This is a genomic window from Quadrisphaera setariae (assembly GCF_008041935.1).
Lineage (GTDB): Bacteria > Actinomycetota > Actinomycetes > Actinomycetales > Quadrisphaeraceae > Quadrisphaera > Quadrisphaera setariae.
The window spans coordinates 96,924-116,038 of sequence record NZ_VKAC01000001.1 but is presented as its reverse complement, the minus strand read 5'-3'; the positions used below and the strand labels follow the sequence as shown (position 1 = coordinate 116,038).

Below are 19,115 nucleotides of genomic sequence, written 5' to 3'. Positions count from 1 at the left end.
CGGCACCTGCCGCGTCCCGCGGGGGCCGCGACGGCGGTGCGGGTCTGTGATGACGCGCCCCGCGGTGCCGGCGCCCCGCTCGAGGTCGCCCCGAGCGGCCCGGGTGCCGACCCGGCGAGGTTACCCGGCGCGGTGGCCGCCCGTGGCCGCTCGGCACCTCGGGCCGCCGCTGCGCCCGCCTCCGAGCGCCGCGGCCCGGGAGCGGGAGAGGGCCCGCACCGCGCTGCTGCGCGGCACGGGCCCTCTCACGTCGGGTCTGCGTCCCCGGGGGGGCGCAAGCGCCTCCGCCCGGTCAGAGCCGGGTGGTGGTGCCGCCGGCAGCGGCGATCTTCGCCTCCGCCGACGCCGAGAACGCGTGCGCCGTCACCTGGGCCGGGACGCTGATGTCACCGGTGCCGAGCACCTTGACCCGCTGCCCGGCGCGCACGGCGCCGACGGCCACGAGCTCGTCCACCCCGATCTCCCCGCCCTGCGGGAAGAGCTCGGAGATGCGGTCGAGGTTGACGACCTGCGACACGACCTTCGCCGGGTTGGTGAAGCCGCGCAGCTTGGGCAGGCGCATGTGCAGGGGCATCTGGCCGCCCTCGAAGCGCGCGGACACCTGGTAGCGGGCCTTCGTGCCCTTGGTGCCGCGGCCCGCGGTCTTGCCCTTGCTGGCCTCACCACGACCCACGCGGGTCTTCGCGGTCTTCGCCCCGGGGGCGGGCCGCAGGTGGTGGACCTTCAGCGTGGACTCCTCGCTCATCGGGCGTCCACCTCCTCCACGATCACGAGGTGGCGCACCGCGCGCAGCATGCCGAGCACCTCGGGACGGTCCTCGCGGACGACCGACTGGCCGATCCGCTTGAGGCCGAGGGTCCGCAGCGTGTCGCGGTGGTTCTGCTTGCCACCGATCTCCGACTTGACCTGGGTCACCTTGAGCTGCGCCATCAGACAGCCGCCGCCCTGGCCCGCAGGAGGGCCGCCGGAGCGACCTCCTCGACCGTCAGGCCGCGGCGCGCCGCGACGGACTCGGGCTGCTCGAGCCCCTTCAGCGCGGCCACCGTGGCGTGCACGATGTTGATCGCGTTGGAGGAGCCCAGCGACTTGCTCAGCACGTCGTGGATGCCGGCGCACTCGAGCACGGCGCGCACCGGGCCACCGGCGATGACGCCGGTACCGGGGCTCGCCGGACGCAGGAGGACCACACCAGCGGCCTCCTCGCCCTGCACGGGGTGGGGGATGGTGCCCTGGATGCGGGGGACGCGGAAGAAGTTCTTCTTCGCCTCCTCCACGCCCTTGGCGATCGCCGCGGGCACCTCCTTGGCCTTCCCGTAGCCGACGCCGAGGGTGCCGTCACCGTCGCCCACCACGACCAGCGCGGTGAAGCTGAAGCGGCGGCCGCCCTTGACGACCTTGGCGACGCGGTTGATGGTCACGACGCGCTCCAGGAACTGGCTGCGCTCGGCGTCACCGCCGCGGCCGCCGCGGTCGTTGCCGCCGCGCCCGCCCCGGTCGTTGCCGCCGCGCTGGCCGCGGTCGTTCCCCGGGCCGCCGGTCCCGCTGGGGGGGCCGCCGGCGCCCCTGCGCTGTGGTCCGGGCATCAGGCGTTCCTTCCGTTGCTCAGGTTCGTACGGGTGCTCACAGGGAGAGCCCCCCCTCGCGGGCGCCGTCCGCCACTGCGGCCACACGGCCGTGGTAGCGGTTGCCGCCGCGGTCGAAGACCACGGCCTCGACGCCCGCGGCCTTGGCGCGCTCGGCGACGAGCTCGCCGACGCGACGGGCCTTGGCCGTCTTGTCGCCGTCGTGCCCGCGCAGGTCCGCCTCCATGGTGGAGGCCGACGCCAGGGTGCGGCCGAGGGTGTCGTCCACCACCTGGACGGCGATGTGCCGCGCCGAGCGCGTGACCACTAGACGCGGGCGGACCGCGGTCCCGGAGACCTTCTTGCGCACGCGCAGGTGGCGGCGGGAGCGAGCGGCAGCGCCGGTCTTGGCAGCGCCCTTGCGGAGGAGCTTCGTCCTACTGGCGAGAGCCATGACTACTTACCAGCCTTCCCGACCTTGCGCCGGACGACCTCGCCGGCGTAGCGCACGCCCTTGCCCTTGTAGGGGTCGGGCTTGCGCAGCTTGCGGATGTTCGCGGCGACCTCGCCGACGCGCTGCTTGTCGATGCCCGCCACCGCGAAGCGGTTGGGCGCGGACACCGTGAGGGTGATGCCCTCCGGCGCCTTGACCAGCACGGGGTGGCTGAAGCCGAGGGCGAACTCGAGGTCGGAACCGCGTGCCTGCACGCGGTAGCCGGTGCCCACGATCTCCATCTGCTTCTCGAAGCCCTGCGTCACGCCGGTGACCATGTTGGCCAGCAGCGTGCGGGTCAGGCCGTGCAGCGACTTCGACAGCCGCTCGTCGTTCGGGCGGGTGACGGCGATGACGCCGTCCTCACCGCGGTCGACGGACAGCGGAGCGGGCACGGTGTGCGTGAGGGTCCCCTTGGGGCCCTTGACGGTGACGGTGCGGCCCTCGGCGCCGTCGATGGTGACGTCCACCCCGGCCGGCACGGCCACGGGGAGCCTTCCGATGCGCGACATGCTCTACCCCCTCACCAGACGTAGGCGAGGACTTCCCCACCCACGCCCTGCTTGCTCGCCTGGCGGTCCGTGAGGAGGCCGGAGGAGGTCGAAAGGATCGCCACCCCCAGGCCGCCCAGCACGCGCGGCAGGTTGGTCGACTTGGCGTACACGCGCAGCCCGGGCTTGCTCACGCGGCGCAGGCCGGCGATGGAGCGCTCCCGGTTGGGGCCGTACTTGAGGTCCAGCACGAGGCGCTTGCCCACCTCGGCGTCCTCGACGCGCCAGGAGGAGATGTAGCCCTCGCTCTTGAGGATCTCCGCCACGCGGGACTTCAGCTTGCTGTACGGCATGGCGACGTCGTCGTGGTACGCCGAGTTGGCGTTCCGCAGGCGCGTCAGCATGTCCGCGATCGGGTCTGTCATGGTCATCGGGCTCGTCCGCCCTTCCTCGCCGTGGTCCCCCGCGGTGCGGGGCCTGCGGCGCAGTGGATCTTCAGGTGATGAGGTGTGTGGTGCTTACCAGGAGCTCTTGGTGATGCCCGGCAGCTCGCCGCGGTGGGCCATGTCGCGCAGGCACACGCGGCACAGGCCGAACTTGCGGTACACCGAGTGCGGACGACCGCACTTCTGGCAGCGGGTGTAGGCGCGCACCGCGAACTTCGGCTTGCGCGACGCCTTGACGATCAGAGCGGTCTTGGCCATGGGTGTCTGCCTCAGTCCTCGGTCAGTTCTCGCGGAACGGGAAGCCGAGCAGGCGCAGCAGCGCCCGGCCCTCGTCGTCGCTCGTCGCGGTGGTGACGACCGTGATGTCCATGCCGCGGACGCGGTCGATCTTGTCCTGGTCGATCTCGTGGAACATCGACTGCTCGTCGAGGCCGAAGGTGTAGTTGCCGCGGCCGTCGAACTGCTTGGGCGAGAGCCCGCGGAAGTCCCTGATCCGGGGCAGCGCGAGGCTGACCAGGCGGTCCAGGAACTCCCACATGCGGTCGCCGCGCAGCGTGGCGTGGGCGCCGATCGGCATGCCCTCGCGCAGCTTGAACTGCGCGATGGACTTGCGCGCCTTCGTCACCGCCGGGCGCTGACCCGTGATGAGCGTGAGGTCGCGGATCGCGCCGTCGATGAGCTTGGAGTCACGAGCAGCCTCGCCGACACCCATGTTCACCACGACCTTGACCAGGCGCGGGACCTGCATCACGTTGTCGTGCTTGAACTGCTCGCGCAGCGCCGGGGCGATCTCCTCGGCGTAACGGGTCTTCAGGCGCGGCGGCGCCTTCGTGGTGGCGGTCTCGGTGCTCATGCGATGTCCTCGCCCGAGCGGCGGGCGACGCGCACGCGCACGGTGCGCTGCACGCCGTCGCGCTCGACGGTCTCGGTGCGGATGCCCACGCGGGTGGGCTTCTTGGTCTTGGGGTCGACGAGCGCGACGTTGCTGATGTGCAGCGGCGCCTCGTGCGTCTCGATCCCACCGGTGCGCGAGCCGCGGGCGGTCTGGCCGGCCTTCACGTGCTTCGTCACCTGGTTGATGCCCTCGACCAGGACGCGGCCGCGGTCGGGGAAGACCTCGAGGACGCGCCCGGTCTTGCCGCGGTCGCCACCGCGGGACTGCTTCTTGCCGGTGATGACCTGGACCAGGTCACCCTTCTTGATGCGGGTCTTGGCCATGGCTCAGAGCACCTCCGGGGCGAGCGAGATGATCCGCATGAACTTCTTGTCGCGCAGCTCGCGGCCGACGGGACCGAAGATGCGGGTTCCGCGCGGGTCGCCGTCGTTGCGCAGGATCACCGCGGCGTTCTCGTCGAAGCGGATGTAGGAACCGTCCGGACGACGGTTCTCCTTGGTGGTGCGGACGATGACGGCCTTGACGACGTCGCCCTTCTTGACGGCACCCCCGGGGATGGCGTCCTTGACGGTGGCGACGATGACGTCACCGATGCCGGCGTAGCGGCGTCCGCTGCCGCCGAGCACGCGGATGCAGAGGATCTCCTTGGCACCCGTGTTGTCGGCGACGCGCAGCCGCGACTCCTGCTGGATCACTGCTTCTCTCCTGTCGTCACGCCGGTCCTCGCCCGCCGCCGGCCAGCCGGCCGGCGGGGGTCGAGCCTCGCGGAACTAGATGGGACCGTGGGGTGGGCTTACTTGGCCCGCTCGAGGACCTCGACCACGCGCCACCGCTTGGTGGCAGACAGCGGCCGGGTCTCGGCGATGCTCACGAGGTCGCCGATGCCAGCGGTCTCGTTCTCGTCGTGCGCCTTCACCTTGACGGTGCGGCGGATGACCTTGGCGTAGAGGGGGTGCTTGACGCGGTCCTCGACGGCGACGACCACGGTCTTGGTCATCTTGTCGCTGACCACGTAGCCGCGCCGGGTCTTGCGGTAGCCGCGCGCCTGGCCCTCGGTGGTGGACTCGTTCACTGCGTCACTCACTGGGCGTCGACCTCCCCGATGCCGAGCTCGCGCTCACGCATCGTCGTGTAGATCCGGGCGATGTCCCGGCGGACGGCGCGCAGCCGACCGTGGTTCTCGAGCTGGCCGGTGGCCGACTGGAAGCGGAGGTTGAAGAGCTCCTCCTTGGCCTTGCGCAGCTCCTCGACGAGGCGCTCGTCCTCGAAACCGCGCAGCGCGGTGGGCTCGAGGCCCTTGGACCCGACGGCCATCAGGACAGCCCTCCCTCACGGGTGATGAAGCGGCACTTCATCGGCAGCTTGTGGATCGCGCGCCGCATCGCCTCGCGGGCGATCTCCTCCGGCACGCCGGACAGCTCGAACATCACGCGTCCGGGCTTGACGTTGCTGATCCACCACTCCGGTGAGCCCTTGCCGGAACCCATGCGGGTCTCAGCGGGCTTCTTGGTCAGCGGGCGGTCCGGGTAGATGTTGATCCAGACCTTTCCGCCGCGCTTGATGTGGCGGGTCATGGCGATACGAGCGGACTCGATCTGGCGGTTGGTCACGTAGCCGTGCTCCAGCGCCTGGATGCCGAAGTCCCCGAAGGTGATCGCGGTACCGCCGGTGGCCTGGCCACGGCGGGTGGGGTGGTGCTGCTTGCGGTGCGCGAGGCGCCGAGGGATCAGCACGGGTCAGCCCTCCGATCCGGGTGCGGACGCCCCGGCCTCGGCCGGAGCAGTGGTGGCGGCGGCGGGGGCCTGGCCCTCGCCGCGCTGCGGGTGGCCCCCGCGCTGGGGGCGGTCACCGCGCTGCGGGCGGTCACCGCGCGGCGGGCGCGCACCGCGAGGAGCGGTGGCGGCCTGCGCGGCGAGCTCGCGCTGGGTGTGGTCGCCCTTGTAGACCCAGACCTTCACGCCGATGCGACCGAAGGTGGTCTTGGCCTCGTAGAAGCCGTAGTCGATGTAGGCGCGGAGCGTGTGCAGCGGCACACGGCCCTCGCGGTAGAACTCCGACCGGCTCATCTCGGCGCCGCCGAGGCGGCCCGAGCACTGGACGCGGATGCCCTTGGCGCCGGCGCGCTGCGCGGACTGCATGCCCTTGCGCATGGCGCGACGGAAGGACACGCGGCTCGCGAGCTGCTCGGCGATGCCCTGGGCGACCAGCTGCGCCTCGACCTCGGGGTTCTTCACCTCGAGGATGTTCAGCTGGACCTGCTTGCCGGTGAGCTTCTCCAGCTCGCCGCGCAGGCGGTCGGCCTCGGCGCCGCGGCGACCGATGACGATGCCGGGGCGGGCGGTGTGGATGTCGACGCGGACCCGGTCACGGGTGCGCTCGATCTCGACGCGGGCGATGCCGGCCCGGTCCATGCCCTTCGACATGAGCCGGCGGATCTCCACGTCCTCCTTCACGTAGTCGCGGTACCGCTGCCCGGGCCGCGTGCTGTCGGCGAACCAGCGCGACCGGTGGTCGGTGGTGATGCCGAGGCGGAACCCGTTCGGGTTGACCTTCTGCCCCATCAGCGGGCCCTCCTCGTCTGCGTCTGCGCGGCACCCGTGACGGCCTTCTCGGCCTCAGGGGCGACCACCACGGTGATGTGGCTGGTGCGCTTGATGATCCGGCCCGCGCGGCCCTGGGCCCGCGGGCGGAACCGCTTCAGCGAGACGCCCTCGTCGACGTACGCAGCGCTGATGACCAGGCTGCGCTCGTCGAAGGCCTCACTCGCGCGGTCGGCCTTGACGCGGGCGTTCGCGATCGCGCTCTGCACGACCTTGAGCACCGGCTCGCTGGCCGACTGCGGAGCGAAGCTCAGCACCGCCAGCGCCTCGCTGGCACGGCGTCCGCGGATCAGGTCCACGACGCGCCGCGCCTTCTGCGGCGTCACGCGGACGTACCGCGCCTGCGCCTTGGCTTCCATGTCTCGTCCTGCCTCGTGTCTCGGCTGTGTCGGGGAGTTCGTCACCTGCTGACCTGCGTCAGCGGCGACGGCCCCGGCGGTCGTCCTTCTCGTGCCCGCGGAAGGTGCGGGTGGGGGCGAACTCGCCGAGCTTGTGCCCGACCATCGCCTCGGTGACGAACACCGGCACGTGCTTGCGGCCGTCGTGCACGGCGATCGTGTGCCCGAGCATGTCCGGGATGATCATCGAACGGCGCGACCACGTGCGGATGACGTTCTTCGTGCCCTTCTCGTTCTGGGCGTCCACCTTCTTGGCGAGGTGGTCGTCGACGAAGGGGCCCTTCTTCAGGCTGCGCGGCATGGCTCAGCTACTCCCTCAGCGCTTCTTGCCGGCAGTGCGCCGACGGACGATCTGGCGGTCGCTGGCCTTGCCGGGACGGCGGGTACGACCCTCGGCCTGGCCCCAGGGGCTGACCGGGTGACGACCACCGGAGGTCTTGCCCTCACCACCACCGTGCGGGTGGTCGATCGGGTTCATGGCCACACCGCGGACGGTCGGGCGCTTGCCCTTCCAGCGCATGCGGCCGGCCTTGCCCCAGTTGATGTTCGACTGCTCGGCGTTGCCGACCTCGCCGACCGTCGCGCGGCACTCGACCGAGACGGTGCGGACCTCACCGGACGGCATGCGCAGCTGGGCGGTCCCGCCCTCGCGGGCCACCAGGCGGATCGAGGCGCCGGCCGAGCGGGCCATCTTGGCGCCGCCACCGGGACGCAGCTCCACGGCGTGCACCACGGTGCCGACGGGGATGTTGCGCAGCGGCAGGTTGTTGCCCGGCTTGATGTCGGCCTCGGGGCCGTTCTCGATGCGGTCACCCTGCTTGAGACGGGTCGGCGCCAGGATGTAGCGCTTCGTCCCGTCCACGTAGTGCAGGAGCGCCAGGCGCGCCGTGCGGTTGGGGTCGTACTCGATGTGAGCGACCGTCGCCGGCACGCCGTCCTTGTCGTGACGGCGGAAGTCGATCACGCGGTAGGCGCGCTTGTGGCCGCCGCCCTGGTGGCGGGTCGTGATGCGACCGCTGGAGTTGCGGCCGCCCTTCTTGGGCAGCGGGCGGACGAGCGACTTCTCGGGCTCGCTGCGGGTGACCTCGACGAAGTCAGCGACCGAGGAGCCACGACGGCCCGGCGTGGTGGGCTTGTACTGGCGGATGCCCATGTCAGGCCCCTCCCCCGAAGATGTCGATGGTGCCCTCGCGCAGGGTGACGACGGCGCGCTTGGTGTCCTTGCGCTTGCCGGTCCCCGTGCGCGTGCGGCGCTTCTTGCCCTCGCGGTTGAGGGTGTTGACCGAGGCCACCTTGACGCCGAAGACCTTCTCGACGGCGACCTTGATCTCGGTCTTGTTGGCACGCGGGTCGACCAGGAACGTGTACTTGCCCTGGTCGAGCAGCGCGTAGCTCTTCTCGGACACGACCGGGGCGACGAGCACGTCGCGCGGGTCCTTGCCGACGGCGGCGAACACGCTGGCCGTGCTCGTCGCGGGGGTGGGCGTCTCGCTCATCGAGCGGCCTCCTCGCTGCGGGTGGCGCCGGCCAGGAAGGCCTCCAGCGCGCCGGAGGTGAAGACGACGTCGTCCGAGCAGAGGACGTCGTAGGTGTTCAGCTGGTCGGCGAAGAGCAGGTGGACGCCAGCAGCGTTCTGCAGGCTCTTCCAGCTCAGCTCGTCACCGCGCTGCAGCACCACGAGGCGCTGCTTGCGCTCGGACAGCCCCGAGAGGAGCCCGATGGCGCTCTTGGTGCTGGGGGCCTCGCCGGCCACGACGGCCGAGAGGACGTGGACCCTCGCGTGGCGCGCCCGGTCGGAGAGGGCACCGCGGAGAGCGGCCGCCTTCATCTTCTTGGGGGTCCGCTGGCTGTAGTCACGCGGCTGCGGGCCGTGGACGGTGCCACCGCCGGCGAACTGCGGAGCGCGGGTCGAGCCCTGACGGGCGCGGCCGGTGCCCTTCTGCTTGTAGGGCTTCTTGCCACCGCCGCGAACCTCGCCGCGGGTCTTGGTGGCGTGGGTCCCCTGGCGGGCAGCAGCCAGCTGGGCCACCACGACCTGGTGGATCAGCGGGACGTTGGTCTGGACGTCGAAGACGGAGCCCGGCAGCGTCGCGGATCCGGCGGCCGAGCCGTCGGGGCCGATGACGTCGACCGTGCGGTCGGCGGGGGCCGTGTCCAGGGTCTCGGTGGTGGTCATGGTGGTCAGCCCTCCTGAGCGGCCTTGGCCGCGGTCTTGAGGACGACGACGGCGCCGCGCGGGCCCGGGACGGCGCCCTTGACGAGCACGTAGCCGCGCTCGGCGTCGACGGCGTGGACGAGCAGGTTCTGCGTGGTCTGGCGCTCGCCGCCCATGCGGCCGGCCATGCGCAGGCCCTTGAAGACGCGGCCGGGGGTGGCGCAGCCACCGATGGAACCCGGCTTGCGGTGGTTGCGGTGCGCACCGTGGCTGGCCGAGACACCGGCGAAGCCGTGGCGCTTCATGACACCGGCGAAGCCCTTGCCGCGGGTCGTTCCGCCCACGTCCACGCGCTGGCCGGCGCTGAACAGCTCGACGGTCAGCTCCTGGCCGGCCGAGTACTGCCCGGCGTCGGGCGTGCGCAGCTCGGCAACGTGGCGGCGGGGGGTGGTGCCGGCCTTCTCGAAGTGGCCGGACAGCGGCTTGTTGACCTTGCGGGGGTCGATCGCGCCGAAGGCGATCTGGACCGCGTCGTAGCCGTCGGTCTCGGGGGTGCGCACCTGCGTCACCACGCACGGGCCCGCCTGGATGACGGTCACGGGCACGAGGCGACCGGCCTCGTCCCAGACCTGGGTCATCCCGAGCTTGGTGCCCAGCAGGCCCGCGACGCGGCGGCGCGCGTCGGTGGTCGTGCTCATCGTCGTTCTCCTCGCAGCTCTGTCTGTTCCGTGACCAGGCTCAGAGCTTGATCTCGATGTTGACGTCCGCGGGGAGGTCGAGGCGCATCAGCGAGTCGACCGCCTTCGGCGTCGGGTCGATGATGTCGATCAGACGCTTGTGCGTGCGCATCTCGAACTGCTCGCGGCTGTCCTTGTACTTGTGCGGCGAGCGGATGACGACGTACACGTTCTTCTCGGTCGGCAGCGGCACGGGGCCGACCACCGTCGCGCCGGCGTTGCTGACCGTGTCGACGATCTTGCGCGCGGAGCTGTCGATGACCTCGTGGTCGTACGACTTCAGCCGGATGCGGATCTTCTGTCCCGCCATGGCCCGTCCCTCTCTCGTCCCGCTGTGCCACGGGGCGGCCACCGGCCCCCGAGGTCGGGCGTGTCGCCCTTCCCCGAGCGCACTGGCGCGCTGCCACCTGTGGAGGTCTGCTGTCTTGCCCGGTTGCCCGAGCGCCGGCGATCCGCTGTGCTGACCCGTTGGAGGTCCGCAGCGGGGCGCCCCCCGCCAAGAGCGAGGGGCGCGCACGCCGAACGACCCGCCCATCTTGCCAGACGAGACCCTCGGCGGTCCAATCCGCTGGCCAGGGCCGAGCGGGGCCAGACCGCCGAGCTCCGCTCGGCACGGTCGGATGGTTGGCGAACACCCGGTACCGGACAGCACGAAGGGCCCGGGAGCAGTGCTCCCGGGCCCTTCGCGGCGGCCTGGCCCCTCGCGGGGCTCAGATCACTTGATGATCTTGACGACCTGGCCGGCGCCCACGGTGCGGCCACCCTCGCGGATGGCGAAGCGCAGGCCCTCCTCCATGGCGATGGGCTGGATCAGGGCCACGGTCATCTCGGTGTTGTCGCCCGGCATGACCATCTCGGTGCCCTCGGGCAGCGTGATGACGCCGGTGACGTCGGTCGTCCGGAAGTAGAACTGCGGACGGTAGTTCGAGTAGAACGGGTTGTGACGGCCACCCTCGTCCTTGGACAGGATGTAGACGCGCGCCTCGAAGTCGGTGTGGGGGGTGATCGACTTCGGCTTGCAGACGACCTGGCCGCGCTCGACGTCCTCGCGCTTGAGGCCGCGGAGCAGCAGACCGACGTTCTCGCCGGCCTGGCCCTCGTCGAGCAGCTTGCGGAACATCTCGATGCCGGTCACGGTCGTGGACTGCGACGCGGTCTTGATGCCGACGATCTCGACGGTCTCGTTGACCTTGAGGATGCCGCGCTCGATGCGACCGGTCACGACGGTGCCGCGGCCGGTGATCGTGAAGACGTCCTCGATGGGCATGAGGAACGGCTTGTCGACCTCGCGCTCGGGCTGCGGGATGGACGAGTCCACCGCATCCATGAGCTCGAGGAGCTTCTCGCCCCACTCGGCGTCGCCCTCGAGCGCCTTCAGCGCCGAGACGCGGACGACGGGCAGGTCGTCACCCGGGAACTCGTAGGAGGACAGCAGCTCGCGGACCTCCATCTCGACGAGCTCGAGGATCTCCTCGTCGTCGACCATGTCGGCCTTGTTCAGCGCCACCACGATGTAGGGGACGCCGACCTGGCGGGCCAGGAGCACGTGCTCCTTGGTCTGCGGCATCGGGCCGTCGGTGGCGGCGACCACGAGGATCGCGCCGTCCATCTGAGCCGCGCCGGTGATCATGTTCTTGATGTAGTCGGCGTGCCCGGGGCAGTCGACGTGCGCGTAGTGGCGCGACTCGGTCTGGTACTCGACGTGCGCGATCGAGATCGTGATGCCGCGCTGCTTCTCCTCCGGCGCCTTGTCGATCTGGTCGAACGGCGTGAAGGGGTTCAGGTCCGGGTACTTGTCGTGCAGGACCTTGGAGATCGCCGCGGTGAGCGTCGTCTTGCCGTGGTCGATGTGCCCGATCGTCCCGATGTTGACGTGGGGCTTGGTCCGCTCGAACTTGGCCTTGGCCACTGGGTGTTCCTCCTCGAGATCTGTCTGTCGATGATGCTAACGAACGCCCTGCCGCTAGCGGCAGGTCACTCGCCGCGGGCCTTCTTGATGATCTCCTCGGCCACGTTGCGCGGGACCTCGGCGTAGCTGTCGAACGTCATGGTGTAGACGGCCCGGCCCTGGGTCTTCGACCGGAGGTCGCCGACGTAGCCGAACATCTCCGACAGCGGGACCTGCGCACGCACGATCTTCGCGCCGCTGATGTCCTCCATGGCCTGGATCTGGCCACGGCGGGAGTTGAGGTCACCGATGACGTCGCCCATGTAGTCCTCGGGCGTGCGCACCTCAACGGCCATCACGGGCTCCAGGAGCACCGGGTCGGCCTTCTTGACGCCCTCCTTGAGGACCATCGACCCAGCGACCTTGAACGCCATCTCCGAGGAGTCGACCTCGTGGTAGGCGCCGTCCAGCAGGGTGGCCTTGATCCCCACCAGGGGGTAGCCGGCGACCACGCCGAGCTGCATCGCGTCCTGGATGCCGGCGTCGACGCTGGGGATGTACTCGCGGGGCACGCGACCGCCGGTGACGGCGTTCTTGAACTCGTACATCTGGCCGTCGGAGGTGTCCAGGGGCTCGAACTTGAGCTGGACCTTCGCGTACTGGCCGGAGCCACCGGTCTGCTTCTTGTGCACGTAGTCGATCTTCTCCACCGTGCGGCGGATGGTCTCGCGGTACGCGACCTGGGGCTTGCCGACGCTCGCCTCGACCTTGAACTCCCGGCGCATGCGGTCGACCAGGATGTCGAGGTGGAGCTCGCCCATGCCCTTGATGATGGTCTGGCCGGTCTCCTCGTCGAGCTGGACCTGGAAGGTCGGGTCCTCCTCGGCGAGCTTCTGGATCGCGGTGCCCAGCTTCTCCTGGTCGGCCTTCGTCTTGGGCTCGATGGCCACGGAGATGACCGGCTCGGGGAACGTCATCGACTCGAGCACGATGGGCGCCGACGGGTCGCAGAGCGTCTCGCCGGTGGTCGTGTCCTTGAGGCCGATGACCGCGTAGATGTGACCGGCGGCCGCCTCGTCGACGGGGTTCTCCTTGTTGGAGTGCATCTGGAAGATCTTCCCGATGCGCTCCTTCTTGCCCTTGGTCGAGTTGACGACCTGGGCGCCCGAGGAGATCCGGCCCGAGTAGACGCGGATGTAGGTGAGCTTGCCGAAGAACGGGTGCGAGGAGATCTTGAAGGCGAGGGCCGAGAACGGCTCCTCGTACTTCGCCGCGCGGGTGAGCACGGTCTCCTCGTCGTTCGGCTTGTGGCCCTCGACGCTGGGGACGTCGAGCGGGGTCGGCAGGTAGTCGACGACCGCGTCGAGCATGGGCTGGACGCCCTTGTTCTTGAACGCCGAGCCGCACAGCACCGGGTAGAGCTGCGACGAGATCGTCATCTTGCGGATGGCGCCCTTGATCTCCTCAGGCGTCAGCTCCTCGCCGCCGAGGTACTTCTCGAGCAGCGCCTCGTCGGACTCGGCCACCGTCTCGATGAGCTGGTGGCGGTACTCCGCCGCCTTCTCGACGAGGTCCGCGGGGATCTCCTCGATGTCGTAGGCCTCGCCCTTGCCCGTCTCGCCGCGCCACACGAGGGCGCGGTTGTAGACGAGGTCGACGCAGCCGATGAAGCTGCTCTCGGAGCCGATCGGCAGCTGGATCACCAGCGGCGTGGCGCCGAGGCGGTCCTTGATGGTCTGGACGGTGAAGTAGAAGTCAGCGCCCAGCTTGTCCATCTTGTTGACGAAGCAGATGCGCGGGACGTCGTACTTGTCCGCCTGCCGCCACACCGTCTCGGACTGGGGCTCGACGCCCTCCTTGCCGTCGAAGACGGCGACAGCGCCGTCGAGGACGCGGAGGTTGCGCTCGACCTCGACCGTGAAGTCGACGTGGCCGGGCGTGTCGATGATGTTGAGCTGGGTGCCCTCCCAGAAGCAGGTGGTGGCAGCGGAGGTGATGGTGATGCCCCGCTCCTGCTCCTGCTCCATCCAGTCCATCGTGGCGGCGCCGTCGTGGACCTCGCCGATCTTGTAGTTGATCCCCGTGTAGAAGAGGATCCGCTCGGTCGTCGTGGTCTTGCCGGCGTCGATGTGCGCCATGATGCCGAAGTTGCGGACCTTGTTGAGGTCCATCAGCACGTCGAGTGCCACGCTGTGGTCCTGCCTGTCCGGCCCGCACGGGGCCCTAGGGAGCGGTGGGGGTCGTCCGCGCCGCCCGGTGGGCGGCGCGGACAGATGATCACCAGCGGTAGTGCGCGAACGCCTTGTTCGACTCGGCCATCTTGTGGGTGTCCTCGCGGCGCTTGACCGCGGCCCCCAGACCGTTGCTGGCGTCGATGATCTCGTTCATGAGGCGCTCGGTCATCGTCTTCTCGCGACGAGCACGGGCGTAGCTGGTCAGCCAGCGCAGCGCGAGCGTCGTCGAGCGACCGGCGCGGACCTCGATCGGCACCTGGTAGGTGGCACCGCCGACGCGGCGGGACTTCACCTCGAGGGCGGGGCGCACGTTGTCCATGGCCTTCTTGAGCGCCACGACCGGGTCGCCACCGGTCTTCTCGCGGGCGCCCTCGAGGGCCCCGTAGACGATGCGCTCAGCGACGGACTTCTTGCCGTCGACGAGGATCTTGTTGACGAGCTGGGTGACCAGCGGGGACCCGTAGACCGGGTCGACGACGAGCGGCCGCTTCGGGGCCGGTCCCTTGCGAGGCATCAGTTCCCCTTCTTCGCGCCGTAGCGGCTGCGGGCCTGCTTGCGGTTCTTGACCGCCTGGGTGTCGAGGGCGCCGCGGACGATCTTGTAGCGGACGCCGGGGAGGTCCTTCACACGACCACCGCGGACGAGCACGATCGAGTGCTCCTGGAGGTTGTGGCCCTCGCCCGGGATGTAGGCGGTGACCTCGACCTGGCTGGACAGGCGCACGCGGGCGACCTTGCGCAGCGCGGAGTTCGGCTTCTTCGGGGTGGTGGTGTACACGCGGGTGCACACGCCGCGGCGCTGCGGGCTCCCCTTGAGGGCCGGCGTCTTGGTCTTCGTCGCCTTGTCCTGGCGGCCCTTGCGGACCAACTGCTGGATGGTGGGCACTGAGTCTCCGTGGGTCGTGACGTGCGTCTGTCAGAGTCGGGCTGCCGGTGGCCGGACCTGTGGGTCCTACCGCCGCTCGTACTGCCTGGCCCCCGTGGTCGGGCACGTCCGACTGCCTGGCGGGCTTCCCCACCGGACCCTGCCCGGACGTCGAGCCCGCTCCTGCGAGCGGGACGGTCCTGGCGCACGGAGGCCCGGGCGCACCCGGGCTTCTGTCGAGGGTACGCGGTGCGCGATACACCAGTCAAAACGCCCCCGGCGACGGGGGTGTTCCCCGCCGCCGAGGGCGTCTCGGCGTTCCGGACCGGTGGCCGCTCCCCGCAGGGGGTCACGGCCACCGGGGCGGTGCGTCAGCGGCCGTAGCCGCCGATGTCGTACTCCTCGAGGGGCACGGCCTGGCCGGAACCCGCACCGAAGTAGCCCTCGTAGTCGGAGTCGTCGTAGCTCGGGATCGCGTACATCGCGGCCTTCGCCTCCTCCGTGGGCTCCACCTTGACGTCGCGGTAGCGCGCCAGTCCGGTGCCCGCCGGGATGAGCTTGCCCAGGATGACGTTCTCCTTGAGGCCGAGCAGCGGGTCGCTGCGCCCGTTCAGGGCGGCCTCGGTGAGCACGCGGGTCGTCTCCTGGAACGAGGCCGCGGACAGCCACGACTCCGTCGCCAGGGACGCCTTGGTGATGCCCATGAGCTCGGGGCGACCCGCGGCCGGCGTGCCGCCCTCCGCCACGACGCGGCGGTTCTCCGACTCGAACCGGCCGCGCTCGGCCAGCTCGCCGGGCAGCAGCTCGGCGTCACCGGAGTCGATGATCGTCACGCGGCGCAGCATCTGCCGCACGATGACCTCGATGTGCTTGTCGTGGATGCCCACGCCCTGGCTGCGGTACACGGCCTGCACCTCGTCCACCAGGTGCTTCTGCACCGCGCGCGGACCGAGGATGCGCAGCACCTGCTTGGGGTCGACGGACCCCTGCACGACCTGCTGGCCCACCTCGACGCGCTGGCCGTCGGCCACGAGCAGGCGCGCGCGCTTGCTCACGAGGTGCGAGACCTCCTCGGACCCGTCGTCCGGGGTGATCGTGATGCGGCGGGTGCGCTCGGCGTCCTCGATGGACACGCGGCCGACGGCCTCCACGATCGGTGCCTGGCCCTTGGGGGTCCGGGCCTCGAAGAGCTCCTGCACGCGCGGGAGGCCGTGCGTGATGTCACCGCCCTCGGAGGCGACACCACCCACGTGGAAGGTGCGCATCGTCAGCTGCGTGCCGGGCTCGCCGATGGACTGGGCGGCGATGATGCCGACGGCCTCGCCGATGTCCACGAGCTTGCCGGTGGCCAGCGAACGGCCGTAGCAGAGCGCGCAGGTGCCCACCTTGGACTCGCAGGTGAGGACCGAGCGGATCTTCACCTCCTCGACGCCGCGGGCGACCAGGGCGTCGATGAGCACGTCACCGACGTCAGCGCCGGCGTCGGCCAGCACCTCGCCGTCCACCGTGACCGCGGCGGCCAGGGTGCGGGCGTAGACGCTCGTCTCCACCGTGTCCAGCAGGCGCAGCACGCCGTCCTGGCCCCGCGTGCCGATCGGCAGCGTGAGGCCGCGCGAGGTGCCGCAGTCGTCCTCGCGGACGATGACGTCCTGCGACACGTCCACCAGTCGACGGGTCAGGTAGCCCGAGTCGGCGGTCCGCAGAGCGGTGTCCGCCAGGCCCTTGCGGGCGCCGTGGGTGGAGATGAAGAACTCCAGCACGGACAGGCCCTCGCGGAAGGACGACTTCACCGGGCGCGGGATGATCTCGCCGCGCGGGTTCGCCACGAGGCCCTTCATGCCACCGATCTGGCGCATCTGCATCCAGTTGCCTCGCGCGCCCGAGGTGACCATCCGGAAGATGGTGTTCTTCGGGTCGATGGAGGACTCGAGGTCCTCGGCGACGCGGTTGGTGCCGACGGTCCAGATCTCGATGAGCTCCTGGCGCCGCTCGTCGTTGGTGATCAGGCCGGCCTCGTACTGCTGCTGCACCTTCTCGGCGCGGGCCTCGTGCTCCTCCAGGATCGCCTGCTTGTTGTCCGGCGAGACCAGGTCGGAGATGGCGATGGTCGTGCCTGACCGGGTCGCCCAGTGGAAGCCGGCCGACTTCAGCGCGTCCAGCGTCGCGGCCACCTGCACCTTGGGGTAGCGCTCAGCGAGGTCGTTGACGATCGCCGACAGCTGCTTCTTGTCCACCACGGCGTCGACGAACCGGTAGTCCGTCGGCAGGGCCTCGTTGAACAGCGTGCGGCCGAGCGTGGTCTCCAGGACGAGCGGGTCGCCCTGCGTCCACCCCTCCGGCACCGGCGCACCGGCCGGGGGCACGACGCCCTGGAGGCGGATGCGGACCTTGGCGCCCAGGTCCAGGGTCTTGGCGTCGAACGCCATGATCGCCTCGGAGACCGAGCCGAAGGTGCGCCCCTCCCCGGTGCCGCCCTCGACCACCGAGGTGAGGTGGAACAGGCCGATGACCATGTCCTGGGTGGGCATCGTCACCGGACGGCCGTCCGCCGGCTTGAGGATGTTGTTGCTGGAGAGCATGAGCACGCGGGCCTCGGCCTGCGCCTCTGCGCTCAGCGGCAGGTGCACGGCCATCTGGTCGCCGTCGAAGTCGGCGTTGAACGCGCCGCAGACCAGCGGGTGCAGGTGGATCGCCTTGCCCTCGACCAGCTGGGGCTCGAAGGCCTGGATGCCGAGGCGGTGCAGCGTGGGCGCGCGGTTCAGCAGCACCGGGTGCTCGGTGATGACCTCTTCGAGGACGTCCCACACGACGGGGCGCGCGCGCTCGACCATGCGCTTGGCCGACTTGATGTTCTGCGCGTGGTTGAGGTCGACGAGCCGCTTCATGACGAAGGGCTTGAAGAGCTCCAGCGCCATCGGCTTGGGCAGGCCGCACTGGTGCAGCTTGAGCTGGGGCCCGACGACGATGACCGAGCGACCCGAGTAGTCGACGCGCTTGCCGAGCAGGTTCTGGCGGAACCGGCCCTGCTTGCCCTTGAGCATGTCGGACAGCGACTTCAGCGGACGGTTGCCCGGCCCGGTGACCGGGCGGCCGCGGCGGCCGTTGTCGAACAGCGCGTCGACGGCCTCCTGCAGCATCCGCTTCTCGTTGTTGACGATGATCTCGGGCGCGCCGAGGTCGAGGAGCCGCTTGAGGCGGTTGTTCCGGTTGATGACGCGGCGGTACAGGTCGTTGAGGTCGGAGGTCGCGAAGCGGCCACCGTCCAGCTGGACCATCGGGCGCAGGTCCGGCGGGATGACCGGGACCGCGTCCAGCACCATGCCGAGCGGGGAGTTGGTGGTCGTCAGGAACGCCGAGACCACCTTGAGGCGCTTGAGCGCGCGGGTCTTGCGCTGCCCCTTGCCGGTGGCGATGGTCTCGCGCAGCGACTCCGCCTCGGCCTCGAGGTCGAAGGAGGCCAGTCGCTTCTGGATGGCCGCAGCGCCCATCCCGCCCTCGAAGTAGAGGCCGTAGCGGTCGCGCAGCTCGCGGTAGAGCACCTCGTCGCCCTCGAGGTCGGCGACCTTGAGCTTGGCGAAGCGGTCCCAGACCTGGGTGAGGCGCTCGATCTCGGCGTCGGCGCGGCGGCGGATCGCGTTCATCTCGCGCTCGGCCGACTCACGCAGGCGGCGGCGCACGTCGCCCTTGGCGCCCTCGGCCTCCAGCTCGGCGAGGTCGGCCTCGAGCTTCTGCGCACGCGCTTCGACGTCGCTGTCACGACGGTCGGCGACCTGCTTCTTCTCGACGTCCATCTGCGCCTGCAGCGACGGCAGGTCGCGAGAGCGCGACTCGTCGTCCACCCAGGTGATCATGTAGGCCGCGAAGTAGATGACCTTCTCGAGGTCCTTCGGGGCGAGGTCGAGGAGGTACCCGAGCCGGCTCGGGACGCCCTTGAAGTACCAGATGTGGGTCACGGGGGCGGCGAGCTCGATGTGGCCCATCCGCTCGCGGCGCACCTTGGCGCGGGTGACCTCGACGCCGCAGCGCTCGCAGATGATGCCCTTGAACCGGACGCGCTTGTACTTGCCGCAGTAGCACTCCCAGTCCCGGGTGGGACCGAAGATCTTCTCGCAGAAGAGCCCGTCCTTCTCCGGCTTGAGCGTGCGGTAGTTGATGGTCTCCGGCTTCTTGACCTCGCCGTGGCTCCAGGTGCGGATCGAGTCGGCGGTGGCCAGGCCGATGCGGATCTCGTCGAAGAAGTTGACGTCGAGCACGGATGTCCTCTCGGTGGTGCTCAGGGGCGCTCCCCCCGGGGGAGCAGAGCTGGGGTGCTGGGAGAGGGAGGCGCCGGCGCGGCCCCCCAGCGGGGGCCG

General features: G+C 70.3%; 26 protein-coding genes. All 26 read right to left on the bottom strand.

The window, feature by feature from the left end:
* Positions 1-292: 292 nt before the first annotated feature.
* Positions 293-745: a 50S ribosomal protein L15 gene (gene rplO, locus FMM08_RS00640; RefSeq protein ID WP_147924422.1), complete on the bottom strand. Its 453-nt coding sequence runs from the start codon at positions 743-745 to the stop codon at positions 293-295.
* On the bottom strand, positions 742-930 hold the full coding sequence (gene rpmD / locus FMM08_RS00635) for a 50S ribosomal protein L30 (RefSeq protein WP_147924421.1): 189 nt from the start codon (positions 928-930) through the stop codon (positions 742-744). Before rpmD ends, rplO begins: the two co-directional genes overlap by 4 nt.
* Positions 930-1,583 carry a 30S ribosomal protein S5 gene (gene rpsE / locus FMM08_RS00630; RefSeq protein WP_147924420.1) on the bottom strand — a complete coding sequence of 218 codons (654 nt, stop codon included), beginning with the start codon at positions 1,581-1,583 and terminating at the stop codon, positions 930-932. Before rpsE ends, rpmD begins: the two co-directional genes overlap by 1 nt.
* 37 nt (positions 1,584-1,620) lie before the next feature.
* Positions 1,621-2,016 carry a 50S ribosomal protein L18 gene (gene rplR / locus FMM08_RS00625; protein ID WP_147924419.1) on the bottom strand — a complete coding sequence of 132 codons (396 nt, stop codon included), beginning with the start codon at positions 2,014-2,016 and terminating at the stop codon, positions 1,621-1,623.
* 2 nt (positions 2,017-2,018) lie between these two features.
* Positions 2,019-2,567 carry a 50S ribosomal protein L6 gene (gene rplF / locus FMM08_RS00620; RefSeq protein ID WP_147924418.1) on the bottom strand — a complete coding sequence of 183 codons (549 nt, stop codon included), beginning with the start codon at positions 2,565-2,567 and terminating at the stop codon, positions 2,019-2,021.
* Between the two features lie 11 nt (positions 2,568-2,578).
* A complete protein-coding gene (gene rpsH / locus FMM08_RS00615; RefSeq protein ID WP_147924417.1) occupies positions 2,579-2,977 on the bottom strand; it encodes a 30S ribosomal protein S8 in 399 nt (132 codons plus the stop codon).
* 87 nt (positions 2,978-3,064) lie between these two features.
* Positions 3,065-3,250, bottom strand: coding sequence for a type Z 30S ribosomal protein S14 (locus FMM08_RS00610; protein ID WP_109773078.1), 186 nt, complete (start codon positions 3,248-3,250; stop codon positions 3,065-3,067).
* Between the two features lie 22 nt (positions 3,251-3,272).
* A complete protein-coding gene (rplE, locus tag FMM08_RS00605; protein WP_147924416.1) occupies positions 3,273-3,845 on the bottom strand; it encodes a 50S ribosomal protein L5 in 573 nt (190 codons plus the stop codon).
* Positions 3,842-4,210 (bottom strand): 50S ribosomal protein L24, encoded by a 369-nt coding sequence (gene rplX, locus FMM08_RS00600; protein ID WP_147924415.1) that lies wholly within the window; start codon positions 4,208-4,210, stop codon positions 3,842-3,844. The genes rplE and rplX overlap by 4 nt, the downstream gene beginning before the upstream one ends.
* 3 nt (positions 4,211-4,213) lie before the next feature.
* Positions 4,214-4,582 (bottom strand): 50S ribosomal protein L14, encoded by a 369-nt coding sequence (gene rplN / locus FMM08_RS00595; protein WP_109773081.1) that lies wholly within the window; start codon positions 4,580-4,582, stop codon positions 4,214-4,216.
* A gap of 98 nt (positions 4,583-4,680) precedes the next feature.
* On the bottom strand, positions 4,681-4,971 hold the full coding sequence (rpsQ, locus tag FMM08_RS00590; RefSeq protein ID WP_147924414.1) for a 30S ribosomal protein S17: 291 nt from the start codon (positions 4,969-4,971) through the stop codon (positions 4,681-4,683).
* The gene (rpmC, locus tag FMM08_RS00585) at positions 4,968-5,201 is read right to left on the bottom strand and encodes a 50S ribosomal protein L29 (RefSeq protein ID WP_109773083.1); all 234 of its coding nucleotides are present in this window, start codon (positions 5,199-5,201) and stop codon (positions 4,968-4,970) included. The genes rpsQ and rpmC overlap by 4 nt, the downstream gene beginning before the upstream one ends.
* A complete protein-coding gene (gene rplP / locus FMM08_RS00580; RefSeq protein ID WP_139710052.1) occupies positions 5,201-5,620 on the bottom strand; it encodes a 50S ribosomal protein L16 in 420 nt (139 codons plus the stop codon). The genes rpmC and rplP overlap by 1 nt, the downstream gene beginning before the upstream one ends.
* A gap of 3 nt (positions 5,621-5,623) precedes the next feature.
* Positions 5,624-6,448, bottom strand: coding sequence for a 30S ribosomal protein S3 (gene rpsC / locus FMM08_RS00575; RefSeq protein WP_147924413.1), 825 nt, complete (start codon positions 6,446-6,448; stop codon positions 5,624-5,626).
* Positions 6,448-6,846, bottom strand: a complete 399-nt coding sequence (gene rplV, locus FMM08_RS00570; RefSeq protein WP_147924412.1) for a 50S ribosomal protein L22 — start codon at positions 6,844-6,846, stop codon at positions 6,448-6,450. The genes rpsC and rplV overlap by 1 nt, the downstream gene beginning before the upstream one ends.
* 58 nt (positions 6,847-6,904) lie before the next feature.
* Positions 6,905-7,186 (bottom strand): 30S ribosomal protein S19, encoded by a 282-nt coding sequence (rpsS, locus tag FMM08_RS00565; protein ID WP_139710058.1) that lies wholly within the window; start codon positions 7,184-7,186, stop codon positions 6,905-6,907.
* A gap of 15 nt (positions 7,187-7,201) precedes the next feature.
* Positions 7,202-8,038: a 50S ribosomal protein L2 gene (gene rplB / locus FMM08_RS00560; RefSeq protein WP_139710060.1), complete on the bottom strand. Its 837-nt coding sequence runs from the start codon at positions 8,036-8,038 to the stop codon at positions 7,202-7,204.
* Between the two features lies 1 nt (position 8,039).
* Positions 8,040-8,381: a 50S ribosomal protein L23 gene (gene rplW / locus FMM08_RS00555; protein ID WP_147924411.1), complete on the bottom strand. Its 342-nt coding sequence runs from the start codon at positions 8,379-8,381 to the stop codon at positions 8,040-8,042.
* On the bottom strand, positions 8,378-9,061 hold the full coding sequence (rplD, locus tag FMM08_RS00550; protein ID WP_147924410.1) for a 50S ribosomal protein L4: 684 nt from the start codon (positions 9,059-9,061) through the stop codon (positions 8,378-8,380). Before rplD ends, rplW begins: the two co-directional genes overlap by 4 nt.
* Positions 9,062-9,066: 5 nt before the next feature.
* The gene (gene rplC, locus FMM08_RS00545) at positions 9,067-9,738 is read right to left on the bottom strand and encodes a 50S ribosomal protein L3 (RefSeq protein WP_187279447.1); all 672 of its coding nucleotides are present in this window, start codon (positions 9,736-9,738) and stop codon (positions 9,067-9,069) included.
* Between the two features lie 40 nt (positions 9,739-9,778).
* Positions 9,779-10,087, bottom strand: a complete 309-nt coding sequence (gene rpsJ, locus FMM08_RS00540; protein WP_109773091.1) for a 30S ribosomal protein S10 — start codon at positions 10,085-10,087, stop codon at positions 9,779-9,781.
* Between the two features lie 405 nt (positions 10,088-10,492).
* Positions 10,493-11,686 carry an elongation factor Tu gene (gene tuf, locus FMM08_RS00535; RefSeq protein WP_147924409.1) on the bottom strand — a complete coding sequence of 398 codons (1,194 nt, stop codon included), beginning with the start codon at positions 11,684-11,686 and terminating at the stop codon, positions 10,493-10,495.
* Positions 11,687-11,751: 65 nt separating this feature from the next.
* Positions 11,752-13,854 (bottom strand): elongation factor G, encoded by a 2,103-nt coding sequence (gene fusA / locus FMM08_RS00530; RefSeq protein ID WP_147924408.1) that lies wholly within the window; start codon positions 13,852-13,854, stop codon positions 11,752-11,754.
* A gap of 88 nt (positions 13,855-13,942) precedes the next feature.
* Positions 13,943-14,413, bottom strand: coding sequence for a 30S ribosomal protein S7 (rpsG, locus tag FMM08_RS00525; protein ID WP_147924407.1), 471 nt, complete (start codon positions 14,411-14,413; stop codon positions 13,943-13,945).
* A complete protein-coding gene (gene rpsL, locus FMM08_RS00520; protein ID WP_109773095.1) occupies positions 14,413-14,784 on the bottom strand; it encodes a 30S ribosomal protein S12 in 372 nt (123 codons plus the stop codon). Before rpsL ends, rpsG begins: the two co-directional genes overlap by 1 nt.
* Before the next feature lie 350 nt (positions 14,785-15,134).
* Positions 15,135-19,016 (bottom strand): DNA-directed RNA polymerase subunit beta', encoded by a 3,882-nt coding sequence (locus FMM08_RS00515; RefSeq protein ID WP_147924406.1) that lies wholly within the window; start codon positions 19,014-19,016, stop codon positions 15,135-15,137.
* Between the last annotated feature and the right edge of the window lie 99 nt (positions 19,017-19,115).